Origin of the sequence: Prosthecobacter debontii (assembly GCF_900167535.1) — a bacterium.
Lineage (GTDB): Bacteria > Verrucomicrobiota > Verrucomicrobiia > Verrucomicrobiales > Verrucomicrobiaceae > Prosthecobacter > Prosthecobacter debontii.
This window is the reverse complement of record NZ_FUYE01000007.1, coordinates 180,515-196,353: the sequence shown is the minus strand read 5'-3', so window position 1 is coordinate 196,353 and position 15,839 is coordinate 180,515. Positions and strand designations below refer to the sequence as shown.

At 58.0% G+C, this 15,839-nt stretch carries 10 protein-coding genes; 4 read left to right on the top strand and 6 right to left on the bottom strand.

The window, feature by feature from the left end; all coding sequences use genetic code 11:
* Positions 1–261: 261 nt before the first annotated feature.
* Positions 262–1,650 carry a mandelate racemase/muconate lactonizing enzyme family protein gene (locus B5D61_RS12275; RefSeq protein WP_078813692.1) on the bottom strand — a complete coding sequence of 463 codons (1,389 nt, stop codon included), beginning with the start codon at positions 1,648–1,650 and terminating at the stop codon, positions 262–264.
* 130 nt (positions 1,651–1,780) lie between these two features.
* On the opposite strand from B5D61_RS12275, the gene B5D61_RS12270 reads away from it, so the two are divergent.
* Positions 1,781–3,067: a L,D-transpeptidase family protein gene (locus B5D61_RS12270; RefSeq protein WP_176159392.1), complete on the top strand. Its 1,287-nt coding sequence runs from the start codon at positions 1,781–1,783 to the stop codon at positions 3,065–3,067.
* A 160-nt stretch (positions 3,068–3,227) separates the two neighbouring features.
* Here B5D61_RS12270 and hemC read toward each other — a convergent pair whose 3' ends face one another.
* Positions 3,228–4,172, bottom strand: a complete 945-nt coding sequence (gene hemC / locus B5D61_RS12265; RefSeq protein ID WP_176159391.1) for a hydroxymethylbilane synthase — start codon at positions 4,170–4,172, stop codon at positions 3,228–3,230.
* Positions 4,173–4,347: 175 nt separating this feature from the next.
* Here hemC and B5D61_RS12260 point away from each other — a divergent pair, with 175 nt between their 5' ends.
* The 3 genes from B5D61_RS12260 to B5D61_RS12250 all read left to right on the top strand — a co-directional run bounded on the left by B5D61_RS12260 (position 4,348) and on the right by B5D61_RS12250 (position 8,472).
* Positions 4,348–5,325 (top strand): hypothetical protein, encoded by a 978-nt coding sequence (locus B5D61_RS12260; protein ID WP_078813689.1) that lies wholly within the window; start codon positions 4,348–4,350, stop codon positions 5,323–5,325.
* Positions 5,326–5,453: 128 nt separating this feature from the next.
* A complete protein-coding gene (locus B5D61_RS12255) occupies positions 5,454–6,329 on the top strand; it encodes a LamG domain-containing protein (RefSeq protein ID WP_176159390.1) in 876 nt (291 codons plus the stop codon).
* Between the two features lie 124 nt (positions 6,330–6,453).
* Positions 6,454–8,472: an FG-GAP repeat domain-containing protein gene (locus B5D61_RS12250; protein WP_078813687.1), complete on the top strand. Its 2,019-nt coding sequence runs from the start codon at positions 6,454–6,456 to the stop codon at positions 8,470–8,472.
* 120 nt (positions 8,473–8,592) lie between these two features.
* On the opposite strand, the gene B5D61_RS12245 is transcribed toward B5D61_RS12250, so the two are convergent.
* The 4 genes from B5D61_RS12245 to B5D61_RS12230 all read right to left on the bottom strand — a co-directional run bounded on the left by B5D61_RS12245 (position 8,593) and on the right by B5D61_RS12230 (position 15,838).
* Positions 8,593–10,083 carry a sulfatase family protein gene (locus B5D61_RS12245; protein WP_078813686.1) on the bottom strand — a complete coding sequence of 497 codons (1,491 nt, stop codon included), beginning with the start codon at positions 10,081–10,083 and terminating at the stop codon, positions 8,593–8,595.
* A 207-nt stretch (positions 10,084–10,290) separates the two neighbouring features.
* On the bottom strand, positions 10,291–13,530 hold the full coding sequence (locus tag B5D61_RS12240) for a DUF1592 domain-containing protein (protein ID WP_176159389.1): 3,240 nt from the start codon (positions 13,528–13,530) through the stop codon (positions 10,291–10,293).
* A gap of 99 nt (positions 13,531–13,629) precedes the next feature.
* Positions 13,630–14,310, bottom strand: a complete 681-nt coding sequence (locus tag B5D61_RS12235; RefSeq protein WP_078813684.1) for a 3-keto-alpha-glucoside-1,2-lyase-like domain-containing protein — start codon at positions 14,308–14,310, stop codon at positions 13,630–13,632.
* Positions 14,311–14,332: 22 nt separating this feature from the next.
* The gene (locus tag B5D61_RS12230; protein ID WP_078813683.1) at positions 14,333–15,838 is read right to left on the bottom strand and encodes a sulfatase family protein; all 1,506 of its coding nucleotides are present in this window, start codon (positions 15,836–15,838) and stop codon (positions 14,333–14,335) included.
* Between the last annotated feature and the right edge of the window lies 1 nt (position 15,839).

Below are 15,839 nucleotides of genomic sequence, written 5' to 3'. Positions count from 1 at the left end.
GGATGATCTCCTTCACCTTCTCCCCAATTTCCTGAGGGTCGTGTTTCGTCTGTTGTGTTCGAGTGGCGGCCCTTGAAAGAAAAGATTCACGAATCTACGCAAGTTCACCGGCTCACCGGCATCCCGATGATGGAGATCAATCCCTCCATCATCGTCATGAACTCTGATCCATCCGCTTCTGAATCCGCTCCTTTTCAACTCCTGCCCATGCTACTGCTCGCCGTTTGGCTATGGGTGCAGGCAATGAGCTGAAAATCGCACTCACACGGCCGCTGCGGGCAACTCGCGACCGATGTCCTCGATGCGATAACCGAAGCCCGTGCCATGTAGCGTGCTGAGATCCACCACCCCACCGCGACGGCGGTAGAGGCCAGGGTGGATTTTCTCCTCAATGACGGAGGCGTCGGGATAGAACTGCATGGCATTGCACTCGACGCCCTGGATGGTCCCCGCATGAGCGGCGAGGCGCACGTGGGGAATGATGGCCAGCATCGGATTGGTGAGATCTTGCACCATCAGCGGCATGCCATGGGCCTTGGCCCAGCAGAGACTGAGTAGGGCACCGGTCTGAGTTTTACAGGTCTTCAAAGCCACGCCGGACCAGCCCAGGCGACGCCCCAGGCGGACGAATTCCCAGTCATGCGCGCTTTCATCGAGGAACAGCGGCTTGCGAGCCGAGACACTGCGCACATCAATCTGATTGGCCTCCAGGTCATACGGGAAGGGCTGCTCCACATAGAGAGTGCGGGCATAGATCTCCGGCTCATCGGCCAACAGACGATCCGTGATCTCATTGACGTAGGCAGGGTCTTTGACGGTGCAGTTGAAGTCCGCGCTCAGCCACTTCACGCCATTCTCCAGGCCAATGCGACCTACGCGCAGCATGCGTTCGTAATCCCAGGCAGCATCAGTGCCCCGCAGCTTGATCTTCAGGCACTTCAGGCCGTCGCGCTGGATCCAGTCGGCCAGCAGCACCGGATGTTCGTCTTTGGGTTCGGAGCCCGTCAGGTCGGAGGTTTCCAGAGCATCCACACCCCCGACAAGATGCCACACCGGCAGCACTTTCGGTGCTTCTTTCACCAGGTAATCCGCCGGATAACGCCCGGCAAAGCTGATGCCGCTGCCATCTTCGGGCTCCAGGAACGCGGAGAGGTCACGGTTCATGAATTCCGCGTTGTAAGTCTCATAAATGTCCCGGCCCAGGAGATTGCCATAGGCATCGTGAACGGCGATGTCGAAGGCGCTGAACGCCACCAGGGAACCTAGGTAGGGCATCTCAGGGCCACCCGCCGCGGCATTGGCAGCTGTCAGAGTCTCTGCCAGGGGGCCATGGATGAAATCCTGACCGATCTCCATCGGATGTCCGACCAAGCCGCTGGCCACCAACTTTTCAGCCAACTGAATGGAGAAGGCTTCCATACGGCGGGCGCGCTCCGATACCGATAACGTGCTCGGCCAGACCCAAGATACACTCAGCGGAGTCTCCCCCCAACCGGTTGCGGAGCGTCCATTCCGATCCTTCACAGTCACCTCAGTGCGCAGGCACACCACACTGCTCACCGTCTCTGGCCCAAACTTGAGCGGCACCCGCATGGTGACGGGCAAGAAATAAATTTTGGCCTGGGTGACGTGGATATCCGTGTTCTTCATAGCGAGTAAAATCAAAGGGGCTGGATTAGGTCGATTTTGGCAATTCTGAGTTGCAGGAATGGCAGTAGTTCCTACTCCTTGGAAATGGCCGCTCGACACTACGTTGCCGCCCGCTAAGCATTTCATCCCGATGGTTAGAAAATCCAGTTGGATTCAAGGTCTTTTTGCTTGGCTGCTGCCCGCTACGGTGGGCACCGCCGTGGGCGGGGGCATGATCGCCATCCTAAGCCAACCGGACAGTAAGACGAGGGTCACCTTAGCATCTCTGACAACGAACCAAGTCGTGCCGCCTACCGCGACACTGCTGAAACCAGAGCCCGTCCCCACCGTCGTTCCGAAACCCAGGCCTAAGACTCCAGCGGCTTCCGATATGGTGGCCGTCCCTCAGCCTGCAAACCCCGCCCCTCTTGCTGCCAAGAAAGCGGCTGTGGCTCTGCCCCCGGCTACTCCAGCGAAACCCTGGGAATGGCAACCACTGGTGGACGACGTGCGCGAACGCTTCCGCACAGACATCCCTGACCTTGGCGCGATGCCTCTGCTGCACTACGCCGTTCTCCTGGATGATGCCGAGTGGATCGATCAATTGATCGGCCGGGGGGCGAGTGCCAATGAACCGACTCCTGGGGGAGACACGGCTCTGTGCATCGCGATCCGGCACATGGCGGGAGAAAGCGCGCGCGCCTTGCTCCACGGCGGTGCCGATGCCCTCCAGCCTGGGTTTGAGAGACAACCGCCAATCATCCTCGCCTCACTGCGTCGAGGCCCAGATACCTTACGTGCGTTGATCACCGCCGGGGCGGACCCGAACACGCGTTTTACCTCCCCGGTTTCCAAGACGGTGCTGGATCGGGTCATGATCCGTGACCTGAAGCACTCGCTGGAGAATGATCGAGGCGTGACCGCTTTGATTGCCTGTGCAGCGCGCGGAGATGTGGAAGGTGCAGCAGAACTCTTGCGTGCAGGGGCTAAACCTGGGCTCTGCACCACTCGTTACAAGCGCTACCCCATCAATTTCGCCGCCACGCAGGGGTATCTTTTCCTCATGCGCATCATCCTGGGCCGTCAGCCCGAGTCGGAGCCGGAGATCCTTGTCACGGTGGATCTGACCCAGCAGCGGGCTTGGGTCATGAAGGAGGGTTTGATCATCGATAGCTGCCTCGTCTCCACCGGGCGGGAAGGCTACTCCACCCCTGCGGGCCGTTACGTGGTCACGGATAAACACCGATCTTGGACCAGCACGCTGTATCATGTGGCGATGCCCTTTTTCATGCGCCTCAACTGCAGCGCCATCGGCCTGCATAGCGGTTATGTGACTGGCCGCCCCGCCTCACACGGCTGCATCCGTCTGCCTTACGAAAAGGCCAAAAAGTTCTTCGACATCGTCCGTGTGGGGGATGAGGTGCAAATCGTGCACTGACAGGGAAGGGGATGGGTGGGATGGATCCGTGGATGGCTGGATGCATGGGAGCGAGGGTGTGCCGCTGCCGAATTCGAGTGACGCAGCAAAGACCGATGCGCTTTGTTCAGCAGTCGTGATGAAAGACGCTAGCGCATCCACCACCCCACTCTCTCCGCTTTTACCTCAGGACCTGCTTCGCCAGATCCGCAGCCAACGCCTTGGGTTCTGCGAGGGGAGCCGTCGCTTCCAACTCGACCGGAGCAGCGGAAAGGTCGGCTTCGTTAAAGACCCGCACGGCCATGGTGAGTTGATCGCCTTGGACCCAGGTATGGGCCCCCACCGGAGTCTGGCAGCCCGCTCCGAGCAGTTTCAGGAACTCACGCTCCACCGTCACTCGCGCTTCGGTTTCCGCATCGTTCAGAGCCCGCAGCACTTGAATGGTGGCCATGTCTCCTGCACGGCACTCGATCGCAATCGCCCCCTGTCCGGCGGCGGGTAAAAACGTCGTCGGGTTCAGTGTCAATGCTGCCAGTGTCTGACCTTCGATCTCGATCTGGCCATCTTTCATCAGACCCAGGCGCAGCAGACCTGCCGCTGCCAGCAGCACCGCATCCAGCGGCTGCTCACCCAGCACCTTTTTCACACGAGTGGGCACGTTTCCTCGAATCTCGACGATCTCGACATCAGGCCGCAGCCACTTGAGCTGAGCGGCCCGGCGCACGCTGCTGGTGCCCACACGTGCACCTTGGGGTAGGGTTTCCAGGGTGCAGGGTTGGCGGGTGATCAGCACATCCTCAATCGGCGCGCGGGGCAAGACTGCCGCGATGGTGAAGCCCGCAGCGAGATCAGAAGGCACATCCTTCAGGCTATGAACGGCCGCGTCGATCTCACTTTTTTCCAGAGCGATTTCCAACTCTTTGATGAAGATACCCTTGTCCACGTTGGCTGCGGCATTGAACTCTGAAAAACGCAGATCCTGGCGCTTATCGCCGCTGGTCTGGATGATCTGTCGCACCACTTCCAGCCCTGGATGCGCCGCCTGGAGCAGTTCCGTGACCATGCGGGTCTGCGTGAGGGCCAGTTCGCTACCGCGCGTGCCGAGAGTGATGGAAGGTTGAGACATGATAATAAAGGCAGAAGAAAAAGAGCGACTCATCCACCTGCCAACGCTAAGGTGAAGAGAAGCGGCGGTCGGACATCCGGAAGCCGGAAGGCGCATGTTGGCCTGCCTCGGGGCTGCGTGCAAAGGAATGATGCTTTTTGACAGCGCAAAGCAGCCGCTCATCATCCTTTCGCTTATGATCGTTCCAGAATTTTGGGCCGAGGCCCGCGTGCAGAAACGGGAAAACAACCGCCAGCTCACCGTGCGGCGCTATGGATGGTCTGACCTCAGTCAGGACGAGGCTCAGACCATGGCTGAAACCCGCGCCCAAGATGCCCTCCGGCGTCTCTGGGCCGGAGAGCACCTTGAGAAGCGCGAGCCCCGGGTGCCCTACAACGGTGCCCATGGCGTGCCGATCCGGGAAGAAATCCTCAGCCGCCATGGAGACGCCGTCATTACCCGTAATCTCTATGGTGCTCAGTGTCTGAATACCCCGGACGTGCTCTTCGCGGATGTAGATTTATCCTCAGATACCCCCGCCACTCTCACTTGCTCCATCTACGTCGTGCTGCTGGTCGTAGCCGTTGCCTTTGGTGTTTACCAGGGGGCCATCGGCATGGCCGTGCTGGCCATGCTTGTGGCCTTGGTCATCGGCTATGCCGTTGCGACTTGGCTCCACCAGATTCGGTTAAAGATGGGAGGCGGCATCCGCAATATCGCCCTGAAACGCATCCGGGCCTTTGCTCAGGTTCACCCTCAGTGGCACCTGCGTATCTATGAAACTCCAGCGGGATTCCGTGTCTTGGTCATGCACCGGACTTTCGATCCCGCCAGTGAAGAGGTCGCTCACTTCTTCGACGCCCTCGGCACCGACCCTGTGTATGTTCAGATGTGTCGGAACCAAAACTGTTTCCGTGCCCGCCTCACGCCAAAGCCCTGGCGCATCGGCATCCAAGCCCACCAACCTCCGCGTCCCGGTTACTGGCCTGTTAAACCCGAGCACCTCCCCGCACGCCGCCGCTGGACAGCTCTCTACGAGGAAAAAGCCCGGGGTTATGCCGCTTGTCGCTATCTCGAAAGCCTCGGCAGCCCGGGCGTCCATCCCCAAGCTGAAAGCGTCTGCTCTCTTCACGATGAACGCTGCCGCAGTCACTCTGGCATGCCGTTGGCCTAACGATGTTTGCTCAACTTTAGGCGTTCCTAGCTCACCAACTGACGTCCAAATGTGACCGATGGAGACTGCTTTCGAAGAAAGTCACCTTCGAGCGTGTAGTTTGGATCATCATGATCATGTCCGGTTTTATGAATACGTTCGCCCGTCGTCTTGTTTTGGCCCTCACTGGATCGATGATTGCCACGCTGGGCGTGGCTAACGATCACGCAGCCCTTATTTCAGCCCTAACTTTTCATGCCTCCTTTGAAGAGAATCTAAACGCTGATTTTTCCAAGAGTGACCCCGTATCCTATATCAAAAGTGGCAAGGAACTGGTGTCTGCGGTTGTGAATGAAGACGTCCAGATAAGTCAAGGAAAGGGCAAATACGGCAATGCGCTCTGGTTCCCCAAAAAAGGCACGACCCGCCCTCAATTTAAAGACGGAGGTGTGCTGGGCTACAAGGCCAAAAACTGGAGCACTTCGGTCTCTGTCTGGCTGCGGCTAGACCCAGATCAAGATCTGGAACCCGGCTATTGTGATCCCCTGCAGATCGTGGGGGACGATAGCAAGAAGGGTTTCATTTTTCTCGAGTGGTCCAAAGACGAGACGCCACGTTTTTTCCGTTATGCCATTCGCCCGCTCTTTCACATTTGGAATCCTACGAATGTTCAGTGGGCGGAGATCCCCTTTGAGAAACGCCCCATGGTCCAGGTAGAAAAAGCCCGCGCTCCCTTCGGCCGCGAGACTTGGACCCACGTCGTTTTCACCGTGGAAAACGCGAACCCAAAGCCTAACCAAGATCACGCCAAGCCCGTAGGACGTCTTTATCTGAATGGTGAACTCACGGGCAGCATCGAAGGCTGGGATCTTACCTTTGATTGGGACCCGGCTCAGGTCTGGTTGGTGCTCGGGGCTTCGTATGTCGGTTACATGGATGATCTGGCGGTTTTTAATCGGGCTTTGACCCTGGCTGAGGTCAAGGAGTTGAGAGCGCTTCCAGGAGGTGTGAGGGATCTCCGGTGACGAAGCTCCCCCAAGTCAAACATCGTCAATCAGCCAGCAAGAATCCGCAGCGGCTTGAGTTTGTTCCTTTCCCCAAACCATTCCAAGCTGTTGTGGACTCTGTGTCCCCTCCAACCGACCGACCATGAAGACTTCCCCAAGATGCCTCCTTGCGCTCACGGCGCTTTTCTGCGGAGTTGCCTCCGCCAGTGATACGCTGACCCCCCTGAAGTATAATAATCCCGGCCTGACCGTGGATCTGGGCGTGGGACTCTGGGCTTGGCCGATGCCGATGGACTTCGATGGTGACGGTGATCTGGATCTCGTGGTGAACTGCCCGGATAAACCCTACAATGGCATCTACTTCTTTGAGAACGCCACCGGTGACACGGCGAAGAATAAGATGCCGGTTTTCAAACCCGGCGTGCGTTTCAGCAAGGGCGCGCAGAATGTTCAGGTCAGTTATGTGGATGGTAAGCCGGTGGTGATGAGCCCCGGGAATGTGCATCCGGATTTCCTGAAAACGGGGATCGAAAAAGGTGAGAAACTCGGTCCGCCCGTGAACGTGCACATGAACAAAGTGCGGGCGAACATGTGGCGCAGTGTGGACTACGATGGTGATGGTCAGCAGGACCTCATCGTGGGCGTGGGTGACTGGACCGAATATGGCTGGGACAATGCCTATGATGAAAACGGGCGCTGGATGAATGGTCCGCTGCGTGGGTATGTGTATGTGCTGCGCAACAAGGGCACGAATGAGAAGCCGAATTACGACAAGCCGCAGAAGGTGATGGCGACCGATCGCCCCGTGGAGACTTTTGGCTGGCCTTCACCTAACTTCGCGGACTACGATGGCGATGGTGATCTGGATCTACTGTGTGGGGAGTTCCTGGACGGCTTCACTTACTTTGAAAACACCGGCACTCGCACAAAGCCCAAGTATGCCCTGGGTCGGAGGCTGAAGGCGGAGAGTGGTAAGTACCTGACGATGGACCTGGAGATGATCACGCCCACGGTCATTGACTGGGACAAGGATGGTGATTTCGACATCATCTGCGGAGACGAAGATGGCCGCGTGGCTTTCATCGAAAACACAGGGGCATTTGCTGAGAAAGCCCCGGTCTTCAAAGAGCCGGTCTATTTCCAGCAGGAGGCCGACAATGTGAAGTTTGGCGCACTGGTCACCCCCGTTGGGTTTGATTGGGATGGGGATGGCGATATGGACCTCATCTGCGGCAATACCGCTGGCTATGTGGCTTTCATTGAAAACCTCAGTGGCAAAGGTGTGGAGAAACCGAAATGGGCTGCCCCTGTGCGCCTGGAAGCTGAGGGTAAAGTGATCCGCCCAATGGCCGGCCCCAATGGTTCCATTCAGGGACCTTGCGAAGCGAAGTGGGGTTACACCACCCAGACCGTGGCGGATTGGGATGGGGATGGTTTACCGGATCTGATTCTGAACTCCATCTTGGGCAAAGTGCTCTGGTATAAGAACGTCGGCACACGTGCCAAGCCGAAGTTGGCTGCGGGTCAGCCTGTGGTGGTGGAGTGGGAGGGCTCACAGCCGCATCTGGCCTACGGCTGGCTGCGTCCTGAGGGGGATCACAAAGGCTTGCTTACCCAATGGCGCACCACCCCCGTGGCGGTGGATTGGAACAAGGACGGGCTGATGGATCTCGTCATGCTCGATCAAGAAGGCTATCTGGCTTTCTTTGAGCGCGCGAAAGTCGGAGATCAACTGGTGTTGAAGCATCCCAAGCGTATCTTTTGTGCCGATCAAAAAGCCCCAGAACCCGGTCTGCTGGATAAGGCGATGGAGCATCTGAAAGTGCGTAACCCTGTGGCCATGACCCCAGGGGAACCGCTGCGTCTGAATGCAGGCATCGCAGGCAAAAGCGGTCGCCGCAAGATCTGCATCATGGACTGGGATGGCGATGGCCAGCTCGATATCCTACTGAACTCCGCGAATGCCAACTTCCTCCGCCAGAGTTCCAATGCCGATGGCAAGTGGTTCTTCACCGACATGGGCCTGCTCTCCGATGCCAACATCGAAGGCCACGACGTGAGCCCCACCACCGTGGACTTTAATGACGACGGTATCCCCGACTTCGTCGGCGGTGCCGAAGATGGACACCTCTATTACCTGCGGAATCCGAAAGCGAAGTGAGGGATGCTGTGGTGCAGCGTCCCGTGTGCTGTCAGCGGCGTTTACGCCGCTGACTGTTCTCGGACTCTATAGTTCGCGGAGTGACGGTCTGAGCTGCGAGTAAGAGGGGCGGATTCCCATTTACCTCGGCCCCGGCGCATTCACATGTGAGGCGTCGCGGTCCCAGCCCGGTGGGGTGCCACGGTAGGAGTTGTCTTTGCGCTTGTAGAGAGACTCGCCGGTCTCGCGGTCAAACATGTCGCGAGAAATGTCGGCAGGTGCACTGTCGCCCGTTTGCTCGGTCCAATCGTCGAGCAGCTTCGCGAGGCGGACTTTGACCGATGCGTAGTTCGGATCCGAGGCAAGGTTGGTGAGCTGATCGGCGTCTGCATCGGAGCGATACAGTTCTTCAGGGGGTCGTGGAGCCAGGAAGACATCAGCCTGAGCAGGGGTAAGCTTGCCCTCATCCCGCAGGACTTTCAGTTGCTCGTAGGAAGGTGAGCGCACGGAGTCGGCAGGACCTTGCCATGGTTCTTTGGGTCGGTTGTTGCGGATGTAGAGAAACCCTTCGGAACGAACGGACCGCCCATGGGCGGAGTAGTCATGCCAGTTGTGCTCGGAGAAGGCATGTTTGCGTACCTCGGCGTTTGGATGCGTGAAGACCGGTGCAAAACTCACGCCCTGCATCGTCGGCGCCACGGGGACCCCGGCTAGCTCCAGAAGCGTGGGAGCGACATCAATGGCGCTGATCAGGCTTTGGCTGGGGGTGCCCGGCTGTTGGATACCTGCAGGCCAATGGGTGATGAAGGGCGTCTTCATCCCAGAGTCATGCAGGCGGGTCTTGGCACGTGGGAAGGCGCGTCCGTTGTCGGCCATCATGATGATGAGTGTGTTCTCCAGCGCGCCTTGTTTCTCCAACTCGGCCACGACTTTGCCAACGAAGTAATCCAGGCGGGTGATCTCGTTGTAGTAGGAAGCTAGATCCTGGCGTGTGGCGGCATCATCCGTGAGAAAAGGGGGCACACGGACCGTGGCTGGATCGTGCTTGGGGCCATACAGACCTTCTTGCCAATCCTTGTCACCGTCCCAATCCCGATGGGCATCCAGAGACGCGAACCAGAAGAAGAAAGGTTTGTCTTTCGGTCTTTCGTGGAGGGTTTTGACCCAGGTGGCGTGTCCTCCTTTGTTGCCGGGCTCATTGCCCGGATCCACGAGATCAAAGGGCTCAGGCTGGGGCTTTTCACCTTCGGCCGACTGATCGGAAGTCATGTGATGTTTACCCACCAAGGCCGTGTAGTAACCAGCCTCTCGGAGCAGACGCGGGAACCATGGGATATGCGCGGCAATGGGCTGGTGCAGTTCAGAAGCACGACCATTGTTATGGGGGTAACGGCCCGTGATGATGCTGGATCGGCTCGGGCTGCAACTGCTGGCCGTGAGATAGGCTTCGTCAAAGCGGCGGCCATGAGCCGCGAGCTTGTCGAGGTTCGGCGTGCGCGCGGCCGTATTGCCGTAGCAGCCCAGATCATCCCAGCTCACATCATCGGCGATGATGAAGATCATGTTGGGGCGGTCGGCGGCACAAAGCGCCGCCGTGAACATAAAAGCGAGAGAGAAAAGAAAATGCCGCATGGACAGAGAATGAGTGTTCCCTGTAACGAAGTAGAAAGCCGTTTTATCGAATTATTTGATAGGTTCCAACCTCAGCCTCCCCGGCGATTTCCGTCGGGCAATCCATCAGGCTGGCCAGGATGCGATGTCTAGAATCACGAGCATGCCTTGATTCTTTTTGTCAGCAGATACAGCGCAACGCACGAGTGATCAGGCCAAATCGCCCCGCTACAGTCGCTTATTCAGAAACTGGCGGCTTTGCACCACGGCCAGCACAGCGGCGGAGAAGTGGCCGTCATGGGCAGCCAACTCCGACTTCACTTTCTGCATCAGGAGCTTGTCGGTGGGCAGTACTTGGCGACCCAGGGCATAACCGATGAGCTTGCGGGTGAAGTGGTGGTTGAGCTGATCCTGCTGGCTTTCCAGATAGTCGCGCAGACCTTCGAACCCGACGAATTTAGTCCCGCCTTTGACCTGACCGGAGGTATCCAGAGGCAGGCCGCTGTCATCCTTCTCACGATAGCGGCCAATGGCATCGAAGCCTTCCAGCGCAAAGCCGAGCGGGTCAATGCGGTCATGGCAGCCCGAGCAAGCTTTAGAGGCCCGGTGCTGTTCCAGCATTTCGCGGACAGTGGCAGGTTTCGCGCCGTGTTCTTTCAGTTCCGGCACATCGGCAGGCGGTGGAGGGACGGGGGTGCCGAGCACGGCCTGAAGCAGCCAGTTACCACGCAGCACGGGGCTGGTGCGGTGACTGCGGGAGGTCTTGGTGAGCAGGCTGCCTTGGCCGAGCAACCCGCCACGGTGATGATCCTTCACCTGAACCAGACGGAACTCTTCACCTTTCACTCCAGGCACGCCATAGTGCTGAGCGAGTCTTTCATTGAGGAAGGTGTAGTTGGCCCCCACGATCTCTTGAACGGGACGATCCTGACGGATGATGTGGGTGAAAAACAAGGTGGTTTCGCGATCCAGATCTCGGCGGAGTTCGGGGGTGAATTGAGGGAACTTCTTGTCATCCACCGCCGCGTGTTTCTCGAAGCCCTTGAACTCCAACCACTGCCCCGCGAATTCCTTGGCCATAGCCTCGGCTTTCGGGTCTTTCAGCATGCGGGTGACTTGGGCCGTCAGCACTTCCGGCTTGAGCAAGGCCCCATCGGTGGCTGCCTTGCGGAGTTGCCAATCCGGCTGGGAGGACCATAGGAAGTAACTGAGTCGGGAGGCCAGTTCCCAGGCATTCAGCGGCACTTCCGTGCGGGCAGCTTCGGCGATTTGCTGTTTCTCCGCATTCGGAGAGGTTGGAGCCGCGGCAGGCTGAGTAGGGGCCGGATGTGCAGGCTGAGCGGGCGTGGGTTTTTCAACCTTGGCCGTCTGTGCAACGGTTTGAGGCTTGGCGGGCTGTTTGGCTGGAGCGGCGGCGGCAGGTTTAGGCTTGGCCGGTGCAGGGGCTGCCGCGAGGGTGCCAAACTCGGATTTGTAGAGGAAGTTCGGGGAAACGAGGATGAGTGTGACCACCTCACGAGCCGCAGATTCGCGGTCCAAGTCTTTGGCGAGGCCATCCTGATAGAGTTTGGAAAGCTTCGTCCGCTCTTGCTCAGTCGTGGGGCGTCTCCAGGCTTGGCTGGCGAAACGATGGAGATGCTGGCGCATCAGTTCGTCATACTGGGTCTGTTGCTCTTTTTTGAGGTTATCCGGTGCGACGTAGGACCAATCCGTGCGCATTTGTTCCCAGCGGCGTTTTTCTTGCTCGGACACCATTTTGAGCAGCTGCTCATCGCTGAAATAATAGACGCCAGGGCCGGGGCGGCTGCTGTAGAAATTCCGAGCGACCTCTTCAAGCCTGCGCTCATACATGTCGGGGAAGACCGACTTCATGCGGCCAAAGTCGGCCATGGTCTTGCGGTGGGCATCGGTATTGCGTTTCCACACGGTCAGCACGCCGGGGATGATGTCTTTCGGATTGGGCGGTGTGCCGACCACCAGGGTCCATTGAACAGTTGCGAGGTCCACCTCGGGGCTGCGCATGTCCAGGCGTCCAGGGCCGAAGACTTCGGTGGTGCCCTCAGGCAGTGGCAGGGTGATGATGATCGGTGCCTTGGCGGCAAGGGTGTTTTCAGGAATGCCTTTGCCCAGTGGATCTTTACCGAAGTGGGATAGAGCCTTATCAGCCTGATCGATACGCTTTTTCAGCAGATCCGCAGTGATGTCCTTGGGAGCAGGTTTACCGGCTTCGATGTCCTTGAGCAGCTTCCGATCCGCATCACGCTGCTGGCGCATGAAGGGCGCGTATTCGTAGTTCTTGCCCTTTCTGCGAAAGGTCAGGCTGCTGAACTGCACGTAGTCGCCACCATTACCATCGCCGATGTCTCCCAGAACGACGTGGAACTCCTTGTGACCCTGGGTGGGCACTCGGCTGACTCCATAAGTGCGAATGCCGTCCGCATCCTGTTGGCGACGCTGGACGCCACTGCCAGGTTTTTCAGGGTGGTTCCAAGAATGGCGCTGCTCTTCAATGGCCTTCAACTCGGCCAAGACTTTAGCGGGCACTTCCTTCGGTTTAGCCGCATCCGGTGGTGGCAGATTGCGCCAGGGGATCTTGGTGAGGTCCAAGTAGCGAGATTGCATCTTGGTGTCATTCAGCATGTTCCACCAGTTATTCAGGAAGGCCTCGGAGAGCTTGGCTTCCTTGGCCAGTTGTTCCAGAGACTGCGCTCCCGTCAGGTCTTTATGCTTCCACTTCCAGCAGGCCAGCATGTAGTCCGCCTCATGCAGTTCCCGGTCATAGCTGGGGAGGTGGGGGCCTGACATCTTCTGATACCAGACATACAAGGCTTGTTGGGCCTGTCCCTTCACTTGGTCTTTGCCGCGCATGCCCACGCGCTGTGGGTGAAAAGTGACTCCACTGCCGGGGAGGATCGTGGCGTGATCTGCCAACTTACGGGCGGCAGCCAGATACTTATCGAGCTGGGCTGGGTTAACAAAAAGCGTATCCCCTGTATTGGCAAAGCCCTCACCACCACCTCCATCGGGCTGGAACTCCTTGCCCAGACCGTAATCGTTACCGGTCAAATCGCGGACGGTGTAGTCATACTCGGCATTGGTTAGGCGACGTAGAGTGACGGGGCCTGGATCACCGGCATTGGCGGTGGCGACCTTGTCGAGCGCCTGAGTGGCCCACGTGACGAACTCCTTTCTTTCCTGATCCGAAAGTTGCGTTTCATCCTCTGGGGGCATCTCCCCCTTGGCGACCACGTCCTTGACCTTTTCCCAGAGCGCATATTCCGCTTCCACCGAGGGATTGGCATCCAACCTCTCCAAGTCCACCCCACCCTTGGTCTTTTTGCCATTGTGGCAGTCGTAGCACATTTCGGCGACGACGGGCTGCACCGTCTTCCACTCGGGTGCCGCTTGAACAGTGACAAGCGACGCCGTGAACAGAGTGACGACGGAAACAGGAACGGAAGGGGGCATCCGGTGAAGCATGGGCAGGGCCAGGTTAAGAGGGGGTAGAGAAAATACGTCTCTCCGGGCCGCAATCAATCATGAGCCGTGCCGAAGCTCGAACGCCGGTCACTTTGCCTCCCAGATTTTCACGTCATCAAACAGCACCCCGGGGCCATTGACGGTGAAATGGAAGCTGGATTTGGTTTCGTGGGCCAACCCCGGTGATTGGAGATAAATCGTGGGTTGACCATCCAGGGAGACACGCAGCCGATCTCCCACAAGTTCGAGACTGACCTGATACCATTGCCCTTGTTTGAGGTCGACCTTGGCCGAACTACCCCGCCCAACGAGGAGCTTCTCTGCTTCCGCTTTTTGCGCGGGATCCTTGCGCATTTCATAGATGTCATTGCGCATCACTCCCTCTTTATCATCGCCGAGGCGAAGCTGTTTAGGCGTGAAAGCGACGCGGCAGATATGACCGGCATGGGAACCTTTGAACTTCTGGTCGTCAAAAACCGCGTTGAAGGTGGTGGAGCCATCGAGCTTAAATTTGAACTCGACGACAACATCCTTCATGGGGCGATAGAGGCGCCCTACGGAGCCATGATCCGCCCGGGTTTGCACGCCTTTGAGCACGCCGTTTTCGACGGTGAAAGTTGGAATAACGACCTTCCACTCCCCCAAATCCGTGCGCTCGAAGTCATCGGAGGCAATCACTGTTCCTTTCTCGGTGATCGGTTCAGCAGGTACATCGGCGGCGGCAAGCAGACCTGGCGAGAGAAGGCAGAGCAAGGCGAGGCGTTTCATAAATAAGAGGCAAAGTGGGCTGTTATTTTTGGTAATCGGCTCCCGTCAGGCTATGAAGCACGCTGTCCTGCCAGTTGTGCAGTTCTCCCTGGAGCTTTTTGGCAATGTCGGGTTGTTTGGAGAGAAGATTGGTTTTCTCACCAGGATCGGATTCCAGGTCAAAGAGCTCTTCCTTGGCCTTGCCGTTCTTACCGTCGTGGATCACCAGCTTCCAAGAACCCTCAATGATGGATCGAGCCCCGGTGTAATCCACATCCGTGATCGCTGGGTGATGGAAGTTGGTGAAATCGCGCGTGGCTTTGCCCTCGGATTTTTTGACGAGCGGGGTGGTGCCTTGTTGGAGTTCAGGTGCGATCCAAGGCTTCAAATCCAGGCCTTTCAGTCTGGCTGAAGGATAGTCCCAGAAGCAGAGTGGACTCGGCCGCTGAGTCATCTTGCCCTCGAGAAGAGGCGAGAGATCAATGCCATCGAGCGGCCGGTTTGGCAGAGGCTGACCAGTCAGAGCGCAAAGGGTCGGCAGCAGGTCACTCGTGCAGGCTCGCACCGGTGTGGAGCGTGGCTGGGGAATGCGAGCGGGCCACTCGATCACACCCGGGACCAAGGTGCCTCCCTCATAGACTTGACCTTTGACGCCGCGGTGAGGTTCACCCAGAGCGGAGTCCGCTGATGTGCCATTGTCCCCGCAGTAGAATAATAGGGTATCCTCACGCAGGCCAGTCTGAGCCAGATGTTTGCGCAGTTGACCGATGGCTCGATCCATCGCGGTGATCTCAGCGTAGCGTTCGCGCAACACTTCGCCCTGTGGGCGTGTGACCGGACCTCCGGTCTCGTTGGAGGTCAGTTTGACCTTCTTTTTATATTTCGCTGGCAGATCGTCGTAGAGCGCGAGGTCCTCCGGTAGCCCGCTATAGGGCTCATGTGGAGAGCCGAACCAGACGATGGTGAAGAAGGGCTTCCCCTTGTCATGAGTGGCATCAATGAAACGGATGGTTTCCTGAATCAGAATCTCCGAGCTCTCTCCTTTGAAAACCTCTGGAGGACCACCATTGCGAGACAGTGAGGGATTCATTTCGAAGAAATTGTCGTGCGCGAGCCATTCATCGAAACCCATGGCTCCCGGATTGACGGGGGAACCTGCTTTGACGGTGCCCACATGCCATTTGCCAAAGTGTCCGCAGCGATACCCCGCCTTCGACAGGATGCTGGCAACGGTGATCTCCTCCGGACGGAAAGACCAGCCTGGGGCAAACGTGCCCATGCGGTTAGGATGCCGCCCCGTGAGGAAGCTGGCGCGAGTGGGCGAGCAACTGGGATGGGCGGCATAAAAACGATCCATGCGCAAACCGGTGGCGGCCATTTCATCCAGCACAGGGGTCTTCACATGGGGGTGCCCGTTGTAACCCGTTTCTTCCCATCCGTGATCATCGCCCATGAGCAAGATGATGTTAGGCTGAGCGGCAGACACCGAGAGGTGAATCGCTAACAGCGAGCCTAACAGAAAGGATGAAATATGATATCTGAGTTTCATG

Excerpts from the sequence above, each read along its gene's own strand:
- B5D61_RS12250 (WP_078813687.1), top strand. The coding sequence starts at position 6,454 with ATGAAGACTTCCCCAAGATGCCTCCTTGCGCTCACGGCGCTTTTCTGC.
- B5D61_RS12275 (WP_078813692.1), bottom strand. The coding sequence starts at position 1,650 with ATGAAGAACACGGATATCCACGTCACCCAGGCCAAAATTTATTTCTTG.
- B5D61_RS12270 (WP_176159392.1), top strand. The coding sequence starts at position 1,781 with ATGGTTAGAAAATCCAGTTGGATTCAAGGTCTTTTTGCTTGGCTGCTG.
- B5D61_RS12245 (WP_078813686.1), bottom strand. The coding sequence starts at position 10,083 with ATGCGGCATTTTCTTTTCTCTCTCGCTTTTATGTTCACGGCGGCGCTT.
- B5D61_RS12255 (WP_176159390.1), top strand. The coding sequence starts at position 5,454 with ATGAATACGTTCGCCCGTCGTCTTGTTTTGGCCCTCACTGGATCGATG.
- B5D61_RS12230 (WP_078813683.1), bottom strand. The coding sequence starts at position 15,838 with ATGAAACTCAGATATCATATTTCATCCTTTCTGTTAGGCTCGCTGTTA.
- B5D61_RS12240 (WP_176159389.1), bottom strand. The coding sequence starts at position 13,530 with ATGCCCCCTTCCGTTCCTGTTTCCGTCGTCACTCTGTTCACGGCGTCG.
- B5D61_RS12260 (WP_078813689.1), top strand. The coding sequence starts at position 4,348 with ATGATCGTTCCAGAATTTTGGGCCGAGGCCCGCGTGCAGAAACGGGAA.
- hemC (WP_176159391.1), bottom strand. The coding sequence starts at position 4,172 with ATGTCTCAACCTTCCATCACTCTCGGCACGCGCGGTAGCGAACTGGCC.
- B5D61_RS12235 (WP_078813684.1), bottom strand. The coding sequence starts at position 14,310 with ATGAAACGCCTCGCCTTGCTCTGCCTTCTCTCGCCAGGTCTGCTTGCC.